General features: G+C 59.7%; 14 protein-coding genes and 1 tRNA gene. 9 read left to right on the plus strand and 6 right to left on the minus strand.

Annotated elements, in window-relative coordinates; all coding sequences use genetic code 11:
* Positions 1 to 15 precede the first annotated feature (15 nt).
* The 3 genes from PSH57_RS00985 to PSH57_RS00995 form a co-directional block, all read right to left on the minus strand.
* The gene (locus PSH57_RS00985) at positions 16 to 327 is read right to left on the minus strand and encodes an antibiotic biosynthesis monooxygenase family protein (RefSeq protein ID WP_305387298.1); all 312 of its coding nucleotides are present in this window, start codon (positions 325 to 327) and stop codon (positions 16 to 18) included.
* 37 nt (positions 328 to 364) lie between these two features.
* Positions 365 to 1,339 (minus strand): zinc-dependent alcohol dehydrogenase family protein, encoded by a 975-nt coding sequence (locus PSH57_RS00990; RefSeq protein WP_305387299.1) that lies wholly within the window; start codon positions 1,337 to 1,339, stop codon positions 365 to 367.
* Between the two features lie 634 nt (positions 1,340 to 1,973).
* Positions 1,974 to 2,050: transfer RNA gene (locus PSH57_RS00995), tRNA-Arg, on the minus strand.
* A 349-nt stretch (positions 2,051 to 2,399) separates the two neighbouring features.
* Between PSH57_RS00995 and gabD the strand changes: the two genes are divergently transcribed.
* From gabD to PSH57_RS01010, 3 genes are all read left to right on the plus strand, one after another.
* The gene (gabD, locus tag PSH57_RS01000; protein WP_305387302.1) at positions 2,400 to 3,842 is read left to right on the plus strand and encodes an NADP-dependent succinate-semialdehyde dehydrogenase; all 1,443 of its coding nucleotides are present in this window, start codon (positions 2,400 to 2,402) and stop codon (positions 3,840 to 3,842) included.
* A 174-nt stretch (positions 3,843 to 4,016) separates the two neighbouring features.
* Positions 4,017 to 5,294, plus strand: a complete 1,278-nt coding sequence (gene gabT / locus PSH57_RS01005) for a 4-aminobutyrate--2-oxoglutarate transaminase (protein WP_305387304.1) — start codon at positions 4,017 to 4,019, stop codon at positions 5,292 to 5,294.
* 125 nt (positions 5,295 to 5,419) lie between these two features.
* A complete protein-coding gene (locus PSH57_RS01010; protein WP_305387306.1) occupies positions 5,420 to 6,631 on the plus strand; it encodes an HDOD domain-containing protein in 1,212 nt (403 codons plus the stop codon).
* Positions 6,632 to 6,765: 134 nt separating this feature from the next.
* Here the strand turns inward: PSH57_RS01010 and PSH57_RS01015 are convergent, their stop codons facing one another.
* Together PSH57_RS01015 and desA are read right to left on the minus strand one after the other, a co-directional pair.
* Positions 6,766 to 7,755 carry a GGDEF domain-containing protein gene (locus tag PSH57_RS01015; RefSeq protein ID WP_305387308.1) on the minus strand — a complete coding sequence of 330 codons (990 nt, stop codon included), beginning with the start codon at positions 7,753 to 7,755 and terminating at the stop codon, positions 6,766 to 6,768.
* A 219-nt stretch (positions 7,756 to 7,974) separates the two neighbouring features.
* Complete coding sequence (desA, locus tag PSH57_RS01020; protein WP_305416274.1) at positions 7,975 to 9,159, minus strand: delta-9 fatty acid desaturase DesA; 1,185 nt, start codon at positions 9,157 to 9,159, stop codon at positions 7,975 to 7,977.
* A gap of 145 nt (positions 9,160 to 9,304) precedes the next feature.
* Here desA and dibA point away from each other — a divergent pair, with 145 nt between their 5' ends.
* On the plus strand, positions 9,305 to 11,212 hold the full coding sequence (gene dibA / locus PSH57_RS01025; protein WP_305416275.1) for a phosphodiesterase DibA: 1,908 nt from the start codon (positions 9,305 to 9,307) through the stop codon (positions 11,210 to 11,212).
* 313 nt (positions 11,213 to 11,525) lie between these two features.
* Here dibA and PSH57_RS01030 read toward each other — a convergent pair whose 3' ends face one another.
* Positions 11,526 to 11,909 carry a DUF6124 family protein gene (locus PSH57_RS01030; RefSeq protein WP_305387310.1) on the minus strand — a complete coding sequence of 128 codons (384 nt, stop codon included), beginning with the start codon at positions 11,907 to 11,909 and terminating at the stop codon, positions 11,526 to 11,528.
* Positions 11,910 to 12,388: 479 nt separating this feature from the next.
* On the opposite strand from PSH57_RS01030, the gene oscA reads away from it, so the two are divergent.
* The 5 genes from oscA to PSH57_RS01055 all read left to right on the plus strand — a co-directional run bounded on the left by oscA (position 12,389) and on the right by PSH57_RS01055 (position 16,460).
* Positions 12,389 to 12,571 carry a sulfur starvation response protein OscA gene (gene oscA, locus PSH57_RS01035; RefSeq protein ID WP_305387312.1) on the plus strand — a complete coding sequence of 61 codons (183 nt, stop codon included), beginning with the start codon at positions 12,389 to 12,391 and terminating at the stop codon, positions 12,569 to 12,571.
* Between the two features lie 50 nt (positions 12,572 to 12,621).
* Entirely contained in the window at positions 12,622 to 13,635 is a 1,014-nt protein-coding gene (locus PSH57_RS01040; RefSeq protein ID WP_305387314.1) for a sulfate ABC transporter substrate-binding protein, read from the plus strand.
* 131 nt (positions 13,636 to 13,766) lie between these two features.
* Entirely contained in the window at positions 13,767 to 14,585 is an 819-nt protein-coding gene (cysT, locus tag PSH57_RS01045) for a sulfate ABC transporter permease subunit CysT (RefSeq protein ID WP_305387316.1), read from the plus strand.
* Between the two features lie 12 nt (positions 14,586 to 14,597).
* Positions 14,598 to 15,467 carry a sulfate ABC transporter permease subunit CysW gene (gene cysW, locus PSH57_RS01050; RefSeq protein WP_305387317.1) on the plus strand — a complete coding sequence of 290 codons (870 nt, stop codon included), beginning with the start codon at positions 14,598 to 14,600 and terminating at the stop codon, positions 15,465 to 15,467.
* A 3-nt stretch (positions 15,468 to 15,470) separates the two neighbouring features.
* Positions 15,471 to 16,460: a sulfate/molybdate ABC transporter ATP-binding protein gene (locus PSH57_RS01055; protein WP_305416276.1), complete on the plus strand. Its 990-nt coding sequence runs from the start codon at positions 15,471 to 15,473 to the stop codon at positions 16,458 to 16,460.
* The last annotated feature ends 226 nt before the right edge of the window (positions 16,461 to 16,686 follow it).

Here is a 16,686-nt window from a genome sequence, read left to right on the forward strand (position 1 = left end):
GCCACTGTGAAAGTCTTAGAAAGCAGCATTCCCCATGGCAAATGCCGCCCCCTCGATGTGATAGACCGTCGGCTCTTCCGAGAAGTATTCCTCTAAACCTGCCATGAACACCTGATGGTCCTCACTCGCTTCGAAGCCCGTGTGGTCCTCGAGCGAGCGCCTGCGCACGATGAGGTTGAGTACCTGGGGCGTTTCGATGCCTTGCGCGAGCATGTGGCCGCCGTAACCCATTGCGCGTTTGAGCAACGGTTCGACGTCGGCAAATGCACGTTTGAAACTTTCAATGCGTTCTTTGTGAACGGGGAGCAGAGCGATTTCATAGATCATGGCGTCCTCCAAAAATGACTTAAACGGTTAAGTACTGTTACGAGAGGAGCGATGGTTCGACTGCAATCGCAATTTTCCCTTGAAGGCCGTTGTTGGGGCTCTCCAACCGGGCATGGGCGAGCGCAAGGTCGGCCAGCGAATAGACCGCGCCAACGTGCGGGCGCAGTTGGCCGCGTTCTACCAATGCGCTCAGCTCATCCAGTTTGCCGCGGTTTTGTCGGGTAAAAACGAAGTGATAACTGGCGTTCTTGCCCCAGGCCTGAACCAGGTTTTGCGGCTGGGCAATGTCCACAATCGAGACTAGGCGGCCGAGTTGGGCGAGCACGTCGGGGCTACGCGTCAGTGTGTTGCCGCCGATGGTGTCGAACACCACATCCACGCCGTGGCCGCCGGTTTCCCGAAGGATGGCGTCGACGTAATCCTCTTTTTCGTAGTCGATGAGTACATCGGCCCCCATGTTGCGTGCGAACTCAAAGTTTGCTTCGCGCACGGTCGTGAAGACCCGCGCTCCAATGGCTTTTGCCACCTGGATCGCGACATGCCCTACGCCTCCCGCGCCGCCGTGTATCAGAATGCTTTCCCCCACTCTGAGCGCCGCTCGCACGGTCAGTGCTTCCCACACCGTCCCGCCCACCAGGGTCAAACTGGCTGCCTCAAGGTGGCTCAGTGATTGCGGCTTATGCCCGATGATGCCTTCGGCCGCAACGTGGTACTCGGCATAACTGCCTGGGCCGTCGAAAATTTGCGGGGTGTACCAGACTTCGTCTCCCGGAGCGAAGCTCGTCACACCCGGCCCGACTTCTTCGACAACGCCCGATACGTCGTGCCCGGTAATGGCCGGCAGTGGCACGTATTCGACGTAATCGCCACGTCGAACCTGATAATCCAACGGGTTGATGGAGGTTGCGTGTACCCGCACCAGGACCTGTCCCGCACCCGGCACGGGCCTGGGCACGTCGCTAAGTTCGAACGACTCCGGGCCGCCAAATGATTTCAGTATCATCGCTTTCATGATAGATCCTCGCATCTATAGGCTTGCGCATATTCGAGCCGAGCATGTTTCAGCGTGGGAGTCACAAAGAGGTCGTAGGCTGCGCCCTTGCTTGTTCCTCGGCCGCCGGGAGATAAGAGGATATTGCCGAGCGGTAGTAACTTGCATTGGACCAAACTGTGGTTTTGGAATCAGTTTGCTGCGATCAATCCGGATGCGCAGACGTGCTGCAGGGCGGAGCGTGCTGGCGGGACTTCGGATACCACATTGAGCAGACCGTAGCGCAGATCGCAACCTTGGAGCGTATGTCCATAACCGGTACGTTAGCGGCGTTGAGGCGCTGTCTCGCATAGCCAACACGCCGGGCTACAACACCTCGACGGACCCCATGGATCTGCTCTGTGAGTGTCTGGGGTGCGAGTTGGGCGACTTACTGAAACGGGTAACTGAGTTATCTGGAGAAGGCTGGAGTAACGCCTTGCGCGTTACAGCTCAGAAAAGCCATTAGTGTCCACCAACGCCCAGTAGGTAAGGGCGGTGGTCAAAAGGGTGTCGATACATTCCGAGTGCCAGCTTAGATGGGCACAGAATGGACACATTTTGGACACATGAAAAACAAAAGGGCCTAGGTTTTCACCTAAGCCCTTGTTTTATATGGTGCACCAGGCGGGATTCGAACCCACGACCCCTGCCTTCGGAGGGCAGTACTCTATCCAGCTGAGCTACTGGTGCGACGCGGGCGCCATGATACTCATATGCAATGCGGGCGTCCATGCTGCTGATTTGCCGGTGTTTTCATAAGCATAGGCGGGCATGGGCTACGCTGATCAGAAAAAGTGGGCAAATTCAGCTTTTTCGTTCTTTTTTTCGAACACCCTATTGTCCTTCACCCCCATCGGCCCTAGGATTCGTTTGAGATTTCAAACGCTCTTGTCTGAGTGCTGAACCGCACGTCTGTGCTTATGTGCGTTATTTCTGTGCTTCAGCCCGGTGGATGATTTCCCTGACGGCAGCCCATAAGGCGCCTTTCTACAAATCTAATTCGCTGCGCGTGTGCGCGGTGCTGTTAAGGAAAGCCGACATGCAGCTTAAAGACACCCAGTTGTTCCGCCAGCAAGCCTTCATCGATGGCGCTTGGGTCGATGCGGACAATGGTCAGACGATCAAGGTTACCAACCCGGCAACGGGCGAAGTGTTGGGCACTGTGCCGAAGATGGGCGCTGCCGAAACCCGTCGGGCGATTGAAGCCGCCGACAAGGCGTTGCCAGCCTGGCGCGCCCTCACCGCCAAAGAGCGCGCTAACAAGCTGCGCCGCTGGTACGAATTGCTGATCGAAAACCAGGATGACCTTGGTCGCCTGATGACCCTGGAACAAGGCAAGCCGCTGGCCGAAGCCAAGGGCGAAATTGTTTACGCTGCCTCGTTTATCGAATGGTTCGCCGAAGAAGCCAAGCGCATCTACGGTGATGTGATTCCTGGCCACCAGCCCGACAAGCGCCTGATCGTGATCAAGCAGCCGATCGGTGTGACCGCTGCGATTACCCCGTGGAATTTCCCGGCCGCGATGATCACCCGTAAAGCCGGCCCGGCCCTGGCCGCTGGCTGCACCATGGTCATCAAGCCGGCTTCGCAAACCCCGTTCTCGGCCCTGGCCCTGGTTGAGCTGGCCCACCGTGCCGGCATCCCGCAAGGTGTGCTGAGCGTGGTCACCGGCAGTGCCGGCGACATCGGCGGCGAGCTGACCAGCAACCCGATCGTGCGCAAGCTGTCGTTCACCGGCTCGACCGAAATCGGTCGCCAGTTGATGGCCGAATGCGCCAAGGACATCAAGAAAGTGTCCCTGGAACTGGGCGGTAATGCACCGTTCATCGTGTTCGACGACGCGGACCTGGATAAGGCCGTCGAGGGCGCGATCATTTCCAAATACCGCAACAACGGCCAGACCTGCGTCTGCGCCAACCGTCTGTACATCCAGGATTCGGTGTATGACGCTTTCGCTGAAAAACTCAAAGTGGCGGTCGCCAAGCTCAAGATCGGCAACGGTCTGGACGATGGCACGACTACTGGTCCGTTGATCGACGAGAAAGCGGTTGCCAAGGTGCAAGAGCACATCGCCGACGCGATCAGCAAAGGCGCGACCGTGCTGGCTGGCGGCAAGGCCATGGAAGGCAACTTCTTCGAGCCGACTATCCTGACCAACGTACCATCGAGCGCCGCTGTGGCGAAGGAAGAAACCTTCGGTCCGTTGGCGCCGCTGTTCCGCTTCAAAGACGAAGCCGAAGTGATCGCGATGTCCAACGACACCGAGTTCGGCCTGGCCTCGTACTTCTATGCCCGCGACCTGGGCCGTGTGTTCCGCGTGGCCGAGGCACTGGAATACGGCATGGTCGGCGTCAACACCGGTTTGATCTCCAACGAAGTCGCGCCGTTCGGCGGCATCAAGGCGTCGGGCCTGGGCCGTGAAGGCTCCAAGTACGGCATCGAGGATTACCTGGAAATCAAATACCTCTGCCTCGGTATCTGATTCTGCTGCAAGCGCAAAGGGCACGAGAGCGCTGTCCCTTTGCGCGTTTCACCCGTTCTGTTTCTTGTGGCCGGAACGCTGTGACAGTCGATCATCGCATGCTGTCGCGGTTGCCTCCCTGCCATGTACGCCTTGAACTACGCCGCCGATGAGCGGCGAATGAGGACATATTCAATGAGCAAGACCAACGCTTCCCTGATGAAACGCCGCGAAGCCGCTGTACCACGCGGTGTTGGCCAGATTCACCCGATCTTCGCCGAGTCGGCGAAGAACGCCACGGTAACCGACGTTGAAGGCCGTGAATTCATCGACTTCGCCGGCGGCATCGCGGTGCTGAACACCGGCCACGTCCACCCGAAAATCATCGCCGCCGTGACCGAACAGCTGAACAAGCTGACCCACACCTGCTTCCAGGTCCTGGCTTACGAGCCGTATGTGGAACTGTGCGAAAAAATCAACGCCAAGGTACCGGGTGATTTCGCCAAGAAAACCCTGCTGGTGACCACAGGTTCCGAAGCGGTGGAGAACGCCGTAAAAATCGCCCGCGCCGCGACTGGTCGTGCGGGTGTCATCGCTTTTACCGGCGCCTACCACGGCCGCACCATGATGACCTTGGGCCTGACCGGTAAAGTCGTGCCGTATTCGGCCGGCATGGGCCTGATGCCCGGCGGCATCTTCCGCGCGCTGTACCCGAACGAACTGCACGGCGTGAGCATCGACGACTCCATCGCCAGCATCGAGCGCATCTTCAAGAACGACGCCGAGCCCCGTGACATCGCTGCAATCATCATCGAGCCGGTACAGGGCGAGGGTGGTTTCTACGTGGCGCCCAAGGAATTCATGAAGCGCCTGCGCGCCCTCTGTGATCAGCACGGCATTCTGCTGATCGCTGACGAAGTACAGACCGGTGCCGGTCGTACTGGCACTTTCTTCGCCATGGAGCAGATGGGTGTTGCCGCCGACCTGACTACTTTCGCCAAATCCATCGCCGGTGGCTTCCCGTTGGCCGGTGTCTGCGGCAAGGCCGAGTACATGGACGCTATCGCCCCTGGTGGCCTGGGCGGCACCTACGCTGGCAGCCCGATTGCCTGCGCTGCTGCGCTGGCGGTGATGGAAGTGTTTGAGGAAGAACAACTGCTCGATCGCTGCAAAGCGGTGGGCGAGCGCCTAGTGACTGGCCTCAAGGCCATCCAGAAGAAATACCCGGTCATCGGTGAAGTGCGCGCTCTGGGCGCGATGATCGCCGTGGAGCTGTTCGAAAATGGTGATACCCATAAGCCGAACGCGGCGGCAGTGGCTCAGGTTGTGGCCAAGGCTCGCGACAAGGGCTTGATCCTGCTGTCCTGCGGCACCTACGGCAACGTCCTGCGGGTGCTGGTGCCATTGACCTCGCCAGACGAGCAATTGGACAAAGGCTTGGCAATCATCGAAGAGTGCTTCTCCGAGCTCTGATATTTACGAGCACTGAGCTGTGCGTTGATCCACAAAAACCCGCTTCGCAGCGGGTTTTTTCATTTTCGCTGTCTGCAACGGCCACCATTGACTAAGGTGCAAGTATTGCGAGGGAGCGATACTGCATGACTGCTGTGGATTTACCCGCTGTACCGCGTGTGTTGATCGCCGAGGCTGATCCGGCGTCTCGGGAGCTGCTTGAGCAAGTGTTGTCGGGCATACGCTGCGATGCCCAGGTGGATACGTGCGGTGAGGGCCAGCAAGCCCTGAATCTGCTGGCGCACAATGCGTACGATCTGGTGATCGCCGATTGGGAGCTGCCGGGCGTCGATGGCCTGAGCATCCTGCGGGGCCTTCGACAGCAGCATCGAAAACCGGTGTTGCCGTTTATTCTGATGAGCCGGCGCAACGATAGCGCCAGCGTACGTGAGGTCTTGCCACTGGCGCCAGCGGCCTATCTGACCAAGCCCTTGAACCGGGAAGACCTGACCCAGCGTTTGCAGGGGCTGCTGTTGAGCAGCGCTGAGGATGGCTTCACCGACGTGTCAGCCCCGGGGCAGACCCTGAAAGCCTTCTTGGAGCGTCGACGTGATTCTGCCGAAGGCGCGCCGTTGATGACCGATGTGCAAGTGGCCGTAAAGCGCAGCCTCAACCCCGGCGGTCTGGACCTGAAACTGCTGGAAGAGGAAATCCGCACCGACCCGCAAATCACCGCCGTATTGATCGCCGCGGCCAACAGCGCTGCGCAACACCAAGGTGGCGGCCGGGTGCAGACGGTGGCTCAGTCGCTGCAGCAGTTAGGCACCGGGCAGAGCATGAACCTGATTCTCGGCTTGACCCTCAAGCGCTGTGCCCGGCTGAGTGTCCCGTACCTGGCGGACTATGCCGAGCGTTACTGGGAATTGTCGCTGCACACCGCCGAGCACGCCCGGATGCTGGCGCGGCTGCTGGATCTGGAGCAGGAGCGCTGTTATTGCGCCGGGCTGTTGCATCGTCTAGGGGACTTGGCATTGTTGCGCTGCCTGGAAGAATGGAAGCAGGCCGGTGGGGAGTTGGACGATCTGGAAGAAGTGGGCAATGCACTCGATCAGTACGGCGCCAGCTTCGGTTCGGCATTGCGTACGCGCTGGCGCTTGCCATTGGAGTTGCGAGAGCTGATTGCGGCGGCTTATGGCCTGGGGGGCGGGGTTTACTCCCGGGAGGCGCTGGTGATGAACATGGCGGCGCAGATGGCCCATCTGACCGAGCATGAAGGGCTTGAAGAGCTGGCCCGTGGTCGCACGGCGCGTTTGTTGAAGATCGGATTGCCAGAGTTGATGCGCATACGCAGGAAGTAAGGCCGCTGACTAACCCCTGTGGGAGCGAGCCTGCCATTCAACGATGCGCCGGCTGTCAGTCCGCCCTCGCGAGCAGGCTCGCTCCCACAGGGGGTATGACTGGAGTTTTGCTGGCTCCTTGGCGACGAGATTGCTCAAGCCGCAATGATGCGATTTTTCCCCTGGCGCTTGGCTTCGTACATGGCCGCGTCGGCGCGGGAGAACAGAGTATCCAGGGACTGGTCTTCGTCGGTGATGCTGGTCAGGCCTTGGCTGACGGTGATGCCGAAGTTCTGCTCCCCGCTGCGGAATGCCAGGCGCTGAATCTCGCGCTGCAAACGCTCGGCGACTTGCAATGCCATGTCCGGGGCACAGCCAGGAAATACCGCGGCGAACTCTTCACCACCGATTCGTCCGAACAGGTCGCCGCGCCTGAGCACGGAGCGTCCGCTTTCGGCGATTTTCTGCAGCACGGTATCGCCTTCCTGATGACCATAGGTGTCGTTGATTACCTTGAAATCATCGATGTCCAGCAACAGGAACGCCATGGGTGTTCCTTGCAGCCGCGCCTGTGCGAATTCGCGGTGAGCACATTCGAAGAAGTGGCGGCGATTGCTGCTCTGGGTGAGCACGTCGGTAGTCGCCAGTCGCTGCAGTTCGCTTTCCAGCAGTTTTTTTTCGGTGATGTCTTCGGCGATGCCCACCACGATCACTGGTTGTCCCGACTCGGCCTTACGGTTGATGAAGCACTTGTCGCTCAGCCAGCGGATTTGGCCATTGGCAGCGATGATGCGGTATTCGCGATCTTCCACGGCACCTTTGACCAGCACTTCGGCCAGGCTGCGTTCGGCGTATTCCAGATCGTCGGGGTAGATTGCGTCGCGCCATTCGTTGAAATCGGCCAGCACCAAGCCCGCCGGTCGACCGAAGATTCGTTCATAGGCGGGGCTGACGTACAGGACTTGTCGGGTTTCCCAGTTGAACGCCCACAGCACCGCGTTGACGCTGACCAGCAATGAACTGAATAGCTGCTCACGCTCGCTCAGGCGCGCGACTTCGCCCTGGGCGTGCATCAGCGCCATGAGCGTCTGGGCCGCTTCGGGCCAATGAGGGTGGGACGAATCCTGTAGGTTCTTGTCGACCATCGGCACAAATCTCAAAGAACGTGCACTGCTGTGGATTGGCACGCGCTTGCTCCAAAGCCCGCCAGTATGGCGAAGTGCTCTTTGAGATAAGGGATTCGGGGCGAAGTTCCTTTTCAGGCGACGAAGGGCGGGGGATTTAGCGAGTCAAATTATCGGGGCTGAACCTGTGGCGAGGGATTTATCCTCTCGCCACAGGAGCCCTTCACCACAGTGATCTTGTCAGGCCGTTGCAGGTCGCAGCGAGTAGGTCTTGAGCTGGTCAGCGAAGTCGCGCAGGGACTGGATGCCGCTGGCCTCGGCTTCGTGGATCCACTCCTTGATGGCTGCGAGCATGTCATGGCCGTTGCTGCTGGTCTTGACCCAGATCTGCTGCAAGGCCAGGCGTTTTTCGTAGATCACCTTCAACGCATGGCTGTGTTCCAGCATGCTCTGGATGCGCGCGTGGTGACGTTCATCCAGCAGGCTGGTTTCCCGCGACAGCAGGCGTTTGGCCCGGTGGAACTGGTGGCGGACCGAGTGATCGACCTTTTCCAGTTCCTGCTTGACCAGCGGTGCGATAACCAGCCTGCGGTACTGGGCCATGATCTGGAAACGGTTGTTGAGGATCGCCATGGCGGTGTCCATGTCCAGGTGGCCCTTGCCTTCGACCCGGTGGGCGATCGGCGCCACGCGCTGGACCTTGGCCAGGCGCAGGAAGCTGAACACCTGGATCCAGGCCCAGCCCAGATCGAACTCCCATTTGCGTACCGACAGTTTGGCCGAATTGGGATAGGTGTGATGGTTGTTGTGCAGTTCTTCGCCACCGATCAGGATGCCCCAGGGCACCAGGTTGGTCGCCGCGTCGCGGCATTCGAAGTTGCGGTAGCCCACGGCATGGCCCAGGCCATTGACCACGCCGGCGGCCCAGACCGGAATCCACATCATCTGGATGGCCCAGATGGTGATGCCGATGGTGCCGAACAGCAGCAGGTCGATGACGCCCATGATCGCCACGCCCAGTATCGGGAAACGGCTGTAGAGGTTGCGCTCGATCCAGTCGTCAGGGCAGTTCTTGCCGTAGATGCGCAGGGTTTCGGGGTTTTCCGCTTCGGCGCGATACAGCTCGGCGCCTTTGCGCAGCACGGTGGACAGGCCTTTGATCACCGGACTGTGGGGATCGTCGACGGTTTCGCATTTGGCATGGTGCTTGCGGTGGATGGCGGTCCACTCGCGGGTGTTCTGCGCCGTGGTCAGCCACAGCCAGAAGCGGAAGAAATGTTTGAGGCCGGCGTTGAGCTCCAGGGAGCGATGAGCCGAATAACGGTGCAGGTAGACCGTGACGCCAATGATCGTGACATGGGTCATCAGCAGGGTGACTGCCACCAGTGACCAGGGCGACAAGCCAAGAAAACCTTCGTACCACATAGGCTATAGGGCCCTCGATAAAGATAGAAACAGCCGTTGCATTATCACCTGCCGTACAGATAAAACCAGTCGGCCTTTCAGATAACAGTGGCAGGATGTTTCTTACTCTATAATTCCCACCTCTTTGTGGGACATGGATGACCGAATGACCGTCTATCACCGCAGCGCCATGCGTGGTGCGCTGCTTTACCTCCTGCTGTCGGTCATCTGGCTGCAGTTGGTTGGTTATTTACTGAGCAGATTTTTCGATCAATCTGCTGATCAGCTTCGCTGGCAGTTGATCAACGGTTATGCCTGGGTGCTGGTCAGCGCCGGGTTGATTTTTCTGGCTCGGGTGCGGATATCGCGGATTTTCGGTAAAGGCGAGCCGCCTGCCGATGGCGAGCGTTTGCGCCAGGCGGCCGCAGTCTTCGATTGCACGCGCGAAGGGGTGTTGGTGACGGACCCGAACGGCCTGATCGTGCACGTGAATCGGGCCTTCATGACGATCACCGGTTACACCCGGGACGAGGTGCTGGGCCGTCGGCCCAACCTGTTCAAGTCTGGCCGTCACGGGCCGGATTTCTATCAGGACATGTTTGCATCCCTGGGCAGCCTTGGCGAGTGGAGCGGCGAGATCTGGAACCGGCGCAAAAGCGGCGAGATCTACCCGCAATGGCAGACGATCCGCGTTATTCACGACGATAGCGGTCAAGTCAGCCATTACGTCGCGGTGTTTTCGGACATCAGCGCGATCAAGGATTCGGAACACGAACTGGCGTATCTGGCTCACCACGATCCGCTGACGGGTCTGCCCAATCGCCTGCTGTTTTCCGATCGCGCCGAGCAGGCCCTGGCATCGTCGCAGTTGCACAAACGCGGCTGCGCCTTGTTGCTGGTGGACCTGGACCACTTCAAGAACATCAACGACAGCCTGGGGCATCACGTTGGCGATCAACTGCTCAAAAGCGTCGCCGAGCGGTTCCGCGGACTGTTTGCACCCGGTGTGACCCTGGCCCGGCTGGGGGGCGATGAGTTTGCGGTGCTGGTGGAAAACTGCTCGCAGCCAGCGCAGGCGGCGGTTCTGGCCCAGCGCATTATCGATGCCCTGAAAGAGCCGTTGCACCTCGACAACCAGCTCTTGTTCATCAATGCCAGCGTGGGCATCAGCCTGTTTCCCGGCGACGCTCTCAGTGCGGGGCAGTTGCTGCGCAATGCCGACTCGGCGCTGTTCAAGGCCAAAAGCGCCGGGCGCGACGGCTATGCCTTGTACACCGAAGAACTCACAGCCCATGCCCAACAGCGCGTCGAGATCGCCTTCGAACTGCGTCGCGCCCTCCAGCAGCAGGAATTGCGGGTCCATTACCAACCGGTGCACGATCTGGCGACCAGCCGTCTGGTCGGTGTCGAGGCATTGGTTCGCTGGGAACATCCCGAGCGAGGTCTGGTTTCACCAGCCGAATTCATTCCCATTGCCGAGCGTACCGGGCTGATTGCCCAGATCGATGCTTGGGTCATGGAGCAGGCCTGTCGACAGATGTGCCAGTGGCAGCAGGCCGGAGTGGTGCTGTCGTTTGTCGCGGTCAATGTCTCCAGCCGGTTGTTCGCCCGTCGTGAGTTGTACGAGCAAGTCGCCCGGGTGCTGCACGACACAGGCCTGGACCCGGCCTGTCTGGAACTGGAAGTAACCGAAAGCGCGGTGATGGACGACCCGGAGGTGGCGCTGGAGCAAATGCATCGTTTGCGGGAGCTGGGGGTGCGACTGGCTATCGATGACTTCGGTACCGGTTATTCGTCGCTGCTGCGACTCAAACGCCTGCCCGTCCAGAAGCTCAAGATTGATCAGGGCTTTGTTGCCGGGTTGCCGTGGGATGAAGACGACGCAGCGATCGTCCAGGTAATCATCGCCCTGGCCCGGAGCATGGGTATGCAAGTGCAAGCCGAGGGCATCGAGCAGCGCGAGCAGGCGGCGTTCCTGCTGGAGCACGCCTGTGGGATGGGGCAGGGCTACTGGTTCGGTCGACCCGTGGCGGCGGCGCTGTTGGATTGGGACCGGGCGCCGGTTATTGCTTGATCGTCAGTGGTATTGATGTTGGTCGAGTAACACCCCTCAGATCTGTTTGAGCAGGACCTGTGGGAGCAAAGCTTGCTCGCGAGGCGGCCTGACAGCCGACCTGGTTCTCCGGTTTTACCCAATCCAACTGTGGGAGCGGGCTTGCTCGCGAAGGCGTCTGTTTAGCTTGCATCGATAGGGACTGATGCACCGCTATCGCGAGCAGGCTCGCTCCCACAATGGATTGGCGTTGAACTTGAGATTCGGTTCGACACAGAACCCTGTGGGAGCTTTCTCGCGATGGCGCCGGTTCAGCTTGCATCAAAGCTATGCGCTACCCCTTGGCACCAGGCGCCGCCATCTCCTTCGTTTCCAAATGATCCAACGCCCGCTCGACCAACAACTGCACCCCATCGGCCATGCGGCTGATCGCCAGGGCGACGCAGCGGCGTGAGTCGTCCACGTCGTCAGCCAGGTCGGCGGCGATGGTGCTGATGGAGAGCAGGTCTTCGGAGGCGTTGGCGAGCAGGGTTTCGGTGTCGATGTGGGGGGAGGCGATGAAGAGTTGATTTTTGTCGGGTTCGGGCGGTGAGGCGGGCTTGGGGTTGAGGTAGTAGTCGAGGGCGCGGGTGGCGGCGTCTTCGAGCTTTTTTTCTTCCTGCGCTTGGACGCGCGATTTGGGGCTGCTTTGCGGCGGATTCGGTGAATGCTTGACCATATTTTATGTACCAGAGTTGGGGTCGACATCCTTTCGCTTGCATTCGAAGAGGTGGCAACTGTACGTAGGTGTGCAAGACCGGTCCGGTACCGCCGGCAGACCCGAAGGTCTCCCACGCACAATTGCCATAACGGACGCGAGCATAAAAAAATGCTCGGTCAATAGCCATAATCAATTGCGTACCAGTCCGGACTTGCACGTCCGTGTCACCGTTTTTTGCGATGACGAACCAAGGTTAGCGGTGCAAAACCAGGGTGCCTAGTTCATGAACAGCCCGGCGTTTTGAAGGAAATATCCGAGGGTTTGGCAGGGAAAAAGCCTCCGATCCCACTGCCGTAGGACGTCGGTTACTTTCTGTAGTTTTGGTTATATAAAAATTCTTAAATAGTCTTTTTAAGAATATCAACGCCTCTCTAGTATTGCTCCTACGCCGCAGGCAGTGCCGCCCATTGTCAGGCGATTCTTCAGGGAGCATCAGCATGAGCGCACCTCTACGCACCGTTGACGGCCAGGACGAAGCAGCCATCTTGCGCGAGATCCAGAGCGCATTGCGCGATCTGCGTTTTGGCGCGGTGGAAATCACGGTGCACAACGCCCAGGTGGTCCAGATCGAGCGCAAGGAAAAATTCCGATTGCAGCAGCCGAGCCACAAACCGGGTTGAAGACCAACACTTCACAGCCATAAAAAACCGGAATTCCAGGAGTCCTCACCATGCCTTCAATTCGCCGTTATGCCCTGGCCGCCCTGGCCAGTGCTGTTTTTGCAGGTTCCGCTTTTGCCAAGGATTACGAGTTGCTCAACGTGTCCTACGACCCGACCCGCGAGCTTTATCAGGATTACAACGCCGAATTCACCAGCTTCTGGAAGCAAGCGCACCCGGACGACAGCGTGAAGATCCAGCAGTCCCACGGTGGCTCGGGCAAGCAAGGCCGGGCGGTGATCGATGGTTTGCGGGCCGACGTGGTGACCTTGGCCCTGGCCGGCGACATTGATGAAATCGCCAGGCTGGGCCGATCCTTGCCGGTGGATTGGCAAAAGCGTCTTCCCGAGGCGAGCACGCCATACACCTCGACCATCGTGTTCCTGGTGCGCAAGGGCAATCCCAAGGGCATCAAGGACTGGGGTGACCTGATCAAGGAGGACGTGTCGGTCATCACGCCGAACCCGAAGACTTCCGGTGGCGCTCGCTGGAACTTCCTCGCAGCCTGGGCCTATGGCCTCAAGGCCAACGGCGGTGACGAGGCCAAGGCCAAGGAGTATGTGCAAGCACTGTTCAAGCATGTGCCGATTCTCGACACCGGCGCCCGTGGCTCGACCATTACCTTCGTCAACAACGGTCAGGGCGACGTACTGCTGGCCTGGGAAAATGAAGCTTTCCTGGCACTGAAGGAAGACGGTGGCGCCGACAAGTTCGACATCGTCGTGCCGTCGCTGTCGATCCTCGCCGAACCGCCGGTGGCGGTGGTGGACAAGAACGCCGGAAAAAAGGGCAACGCCGAGATCGCCGAAGCCTACCTCAAACACTTGTACAGCCCGGCTGGGCAAGAAATCGCGGCGAAAAACTTTTATCGCCCGCGGGACAAGGACGTTGCCGCCAAGTATTCCCAGCAATTCCCGGAACTGGAGCTGGTGACCATCGACAAGGACTTCGGCGGCTGGAAAACCGCCCAGCCGAAGTTCTTCAACGATGGCGGCGTGTTCGATCAGATTTATCAGGCGCAGTGAGCTGGACAGGCCTGAATGAGCTGATTACAGGCTAAAGCCGGACACTGAATCTGTGGCAAGGGATGTTGTGGGAGCAAGCCATGCTCCCACCCAGTTTTGCTCCCACTGTGTGTTCTCAACCAAGGACTTCTATGTCGCGTCGCATCTCACCGGTCATACCCGGCTTCGGGCTGACGCTGGGCTACACCCTGGTGTACCTCAGTCTGATTGTGCTCATACCGCTGGCGGCGATGTTCGTGCATGCCGCCCAGCTCACCTGGGCACAGTTTTGGGCAATCATCTCGGCGCCACGAGTGCTGGCGGCCCTGCAGCTCAGCTTCGGTACCGCGCTGTGCGCCGCGATCATCAACGGCTTGATCGGTACGCTGCTGGCCTGGGTGCTGGTGCGCTACACCTTTCCTGGTCGCAAGGTCATCGATGCGATGATCGACCTGCCATTCGCCCTGCCCACCGCCGTGGCCGGCATTGCGCTGACGGCGTTGTATGCACCGACAGGCCTGGTGGGCCAATTTGCCACCGACCTGGGTTTGAAAATCGCCTACACCCCGCTGGGCATTACCCTGGCGCTGACCTTCGTAACGCTGCCGTTCGTGGTGCGCACGATGCAACCGGTGCTGGCCGATATTCCCCGTGAAGTCGAAGAGGCTGCCGCCTGTCTCGGCGCCAAGCCATGGCAAGTGGTCCGTCACATCCTGGTGCCGGCGTTGCTGCCGGCCTGGCTGACCGGCTTCGCCCTGGCGTTTGCCCGTGGCGTGGGCGAGTACGGTTCGGTGATTTTCATCGCCGGCAACATGCCGATGAAAACCGAGATCCTGCCGCTGCTGATCATGGTCAAGCTCGACCAATACGACTACACCGGCGCCACCTCCATCGGCGTGTTGATGTTGGTGGTTTCCTTCGGCCTGTTGCTGCTGATCAACCTGCTGCAGCGGCGCATCGAAACCCCATAAGGAGGCGCGGAAATGTCCCAATCGTCTATTTACGCGGCCTCCACCAACGCCGCCCGCCGTGGCAGTGCTGCTTCGCGGCGAGTCCTGCTTGGCCTTGGCTGGTTGATTTTTGCGCTGTTCCTGCTGCTGCCGCTGTTCATCGTGGTCTCCCAGGGACTGAAGCTGGGCCTGGGGGCGTTCTTTGCCGCAATCTTCGAACCCGACGCCCTGTCGGCGCTCAGGCTCACGGTGGTCGCGGTGCTGATCTCGGTGCCGCTGAACCTGGTGTTCGGTGTCAGCGCCGCATGGTGCGTGAGCAAGTATTCATTCCGTGGCAAAAGCCTGCTGGTGACCCTGATCGACCTGCCGTTCTCGGTCTCGCCAGTGATCGCAGGCCTGGTCTACGTGCTGATGTTCGGCGCCCAGGGGCTGTTCGGTCCGTGGCTTTCGGATCACGACATTCAGATCGTATTTGCGCTACCGGGCATCGTACTGGCGACCATTTTTGTCACCGTGCCTTTCGTGGCCCGCGAACTGATCCCGCTGATGCAGGAGCAGGGCACCCAGGAAGAGGAAGCCGCGCGCCTGCTGGGCGCCAATGGTTGGCAAATGTTCTGGCATGTCACTGTGCCGAACATCAAGTGGGGCCTGATCTATGGCGTGGTGCTGTGTACGGCCCGGGCCATGGGCGAGTTCGGCGCGGTGTCGGTGGTGTCCGGGCATATCCGCGGGGTGACCAACACCCTGCCGCTGCACGTCGAGATCCTCTACAACGAATACAACCACGTGGCTGCGTTCGCCGTGGCGAGCCTGTTGCTGATCCTGGCGCTCTTGATCCTGCTGCTCAAGCAGTGGAGCGAAAACCGAATCAACCGTCTGCGCAACAGCAGCGCGGAGGAATAAGTCATGTCGATTGAAGCCCGTAACGTCAGCAAGCATTTCAACGCGTTCAAGGCCCTGGACAACATTAACCTGGATATCCAGAGCGGTGAGCTGGTGGCGCTGCTCGGCCCGTCGGGCTGCGGCAAGACCACGCTGCTGCAGATCATCGCCGGCCTTGAAACCCCGGACCTGGGCAATATCGTGTTTCACGGTGAGGACGTGTCCGGCCACGATGTGCGTGATCGCAACGTTGGTTTCGTGTTCCAGCACTACGCCTTGTTCCGTCACATGACCGTGTTCGACAACGTCGCCTTCGGCCTGCGCATGAAGCCCAGGAACCAGCGCCCGAACGAAAGCCAGATCGCAACCAAGGTCCACGAACTGTTGAACATGGTGCAACTGGACTGGCTTGCCGATCGCTATCCCGAGCAACTTTCCGGCGGCCAGCGCCAGCGCATTGCTCTGGCCCGGGCGTTGGCGGTGGAACCCAAGGTGTTGCTGCTGGACGAACCCTTCGGCGCCCTCGACGCCAAGGTTCGCAAGGAACTGCGGCGCTGGCTGGCGCGGCTGCACGAGGACATCAACCTGACCTCGGTGTTCGTGACCCACGATCAGGAAGAGGCCATGGAAGTCGCCGACCGAATTGTCGTGATGAACAAAGGCGTGATCGAGCAGATCGGCTCACCGGGCGATGTGTATGAAAACCCCGCCAGTGATTTTGTGTACCACTTCCTGGGCGACTCCAACCGTCTGCACCTGGGCGAAGACCGTCATGTGCTATTCCGCCCCCACGAGGTCTCGCTGTCGCGTTCGGAATTGGAGGATCACCACGCCGCCGAGGTGCGCGACATCCGCCCGCTGGGCGCCACGACGCGGGTGACCTTGAAGGTTGAGGGCCAGAGCGAACTGATCGAAGCCGAAGTGGTGAAGGATCACGACAGCCTGGTGGGCCTGGCGAAGGGCGAGACGCTGTTTTTCAGGCCGAAGGTCTGGCAGAAAGTCGCCAACCTCTAAGATCACAAGCATCGCGAGCAGGCTCGCTCGCGAAGGCGTAGACACATTCACCCTCGATGCAATTTGACCCGCCGCTTTCGCGAGCAAGCCCGCTCCCACAAGTGGATCGGTGTCGGCCACAACATCTGCGGCCCAACGCCAGTTCCCTGTGGGAGCGAGCCTGCTCGCGATGGCGGCTTCAGTCACGACCCGGTCCCATTCTGAATAACAGCGCTTGGGTTTGCTT

It is taken from the genome of Pseudomonas hefeiensis (assembly GCF_030687835.1).
GTDB lineage: Bacteria > Pseudomonadota > Gammaproteobacteria > Pseudomonadales > Pseudomonadaceae > Aquipseudomonas > Aquipseudomonas hefeiensis.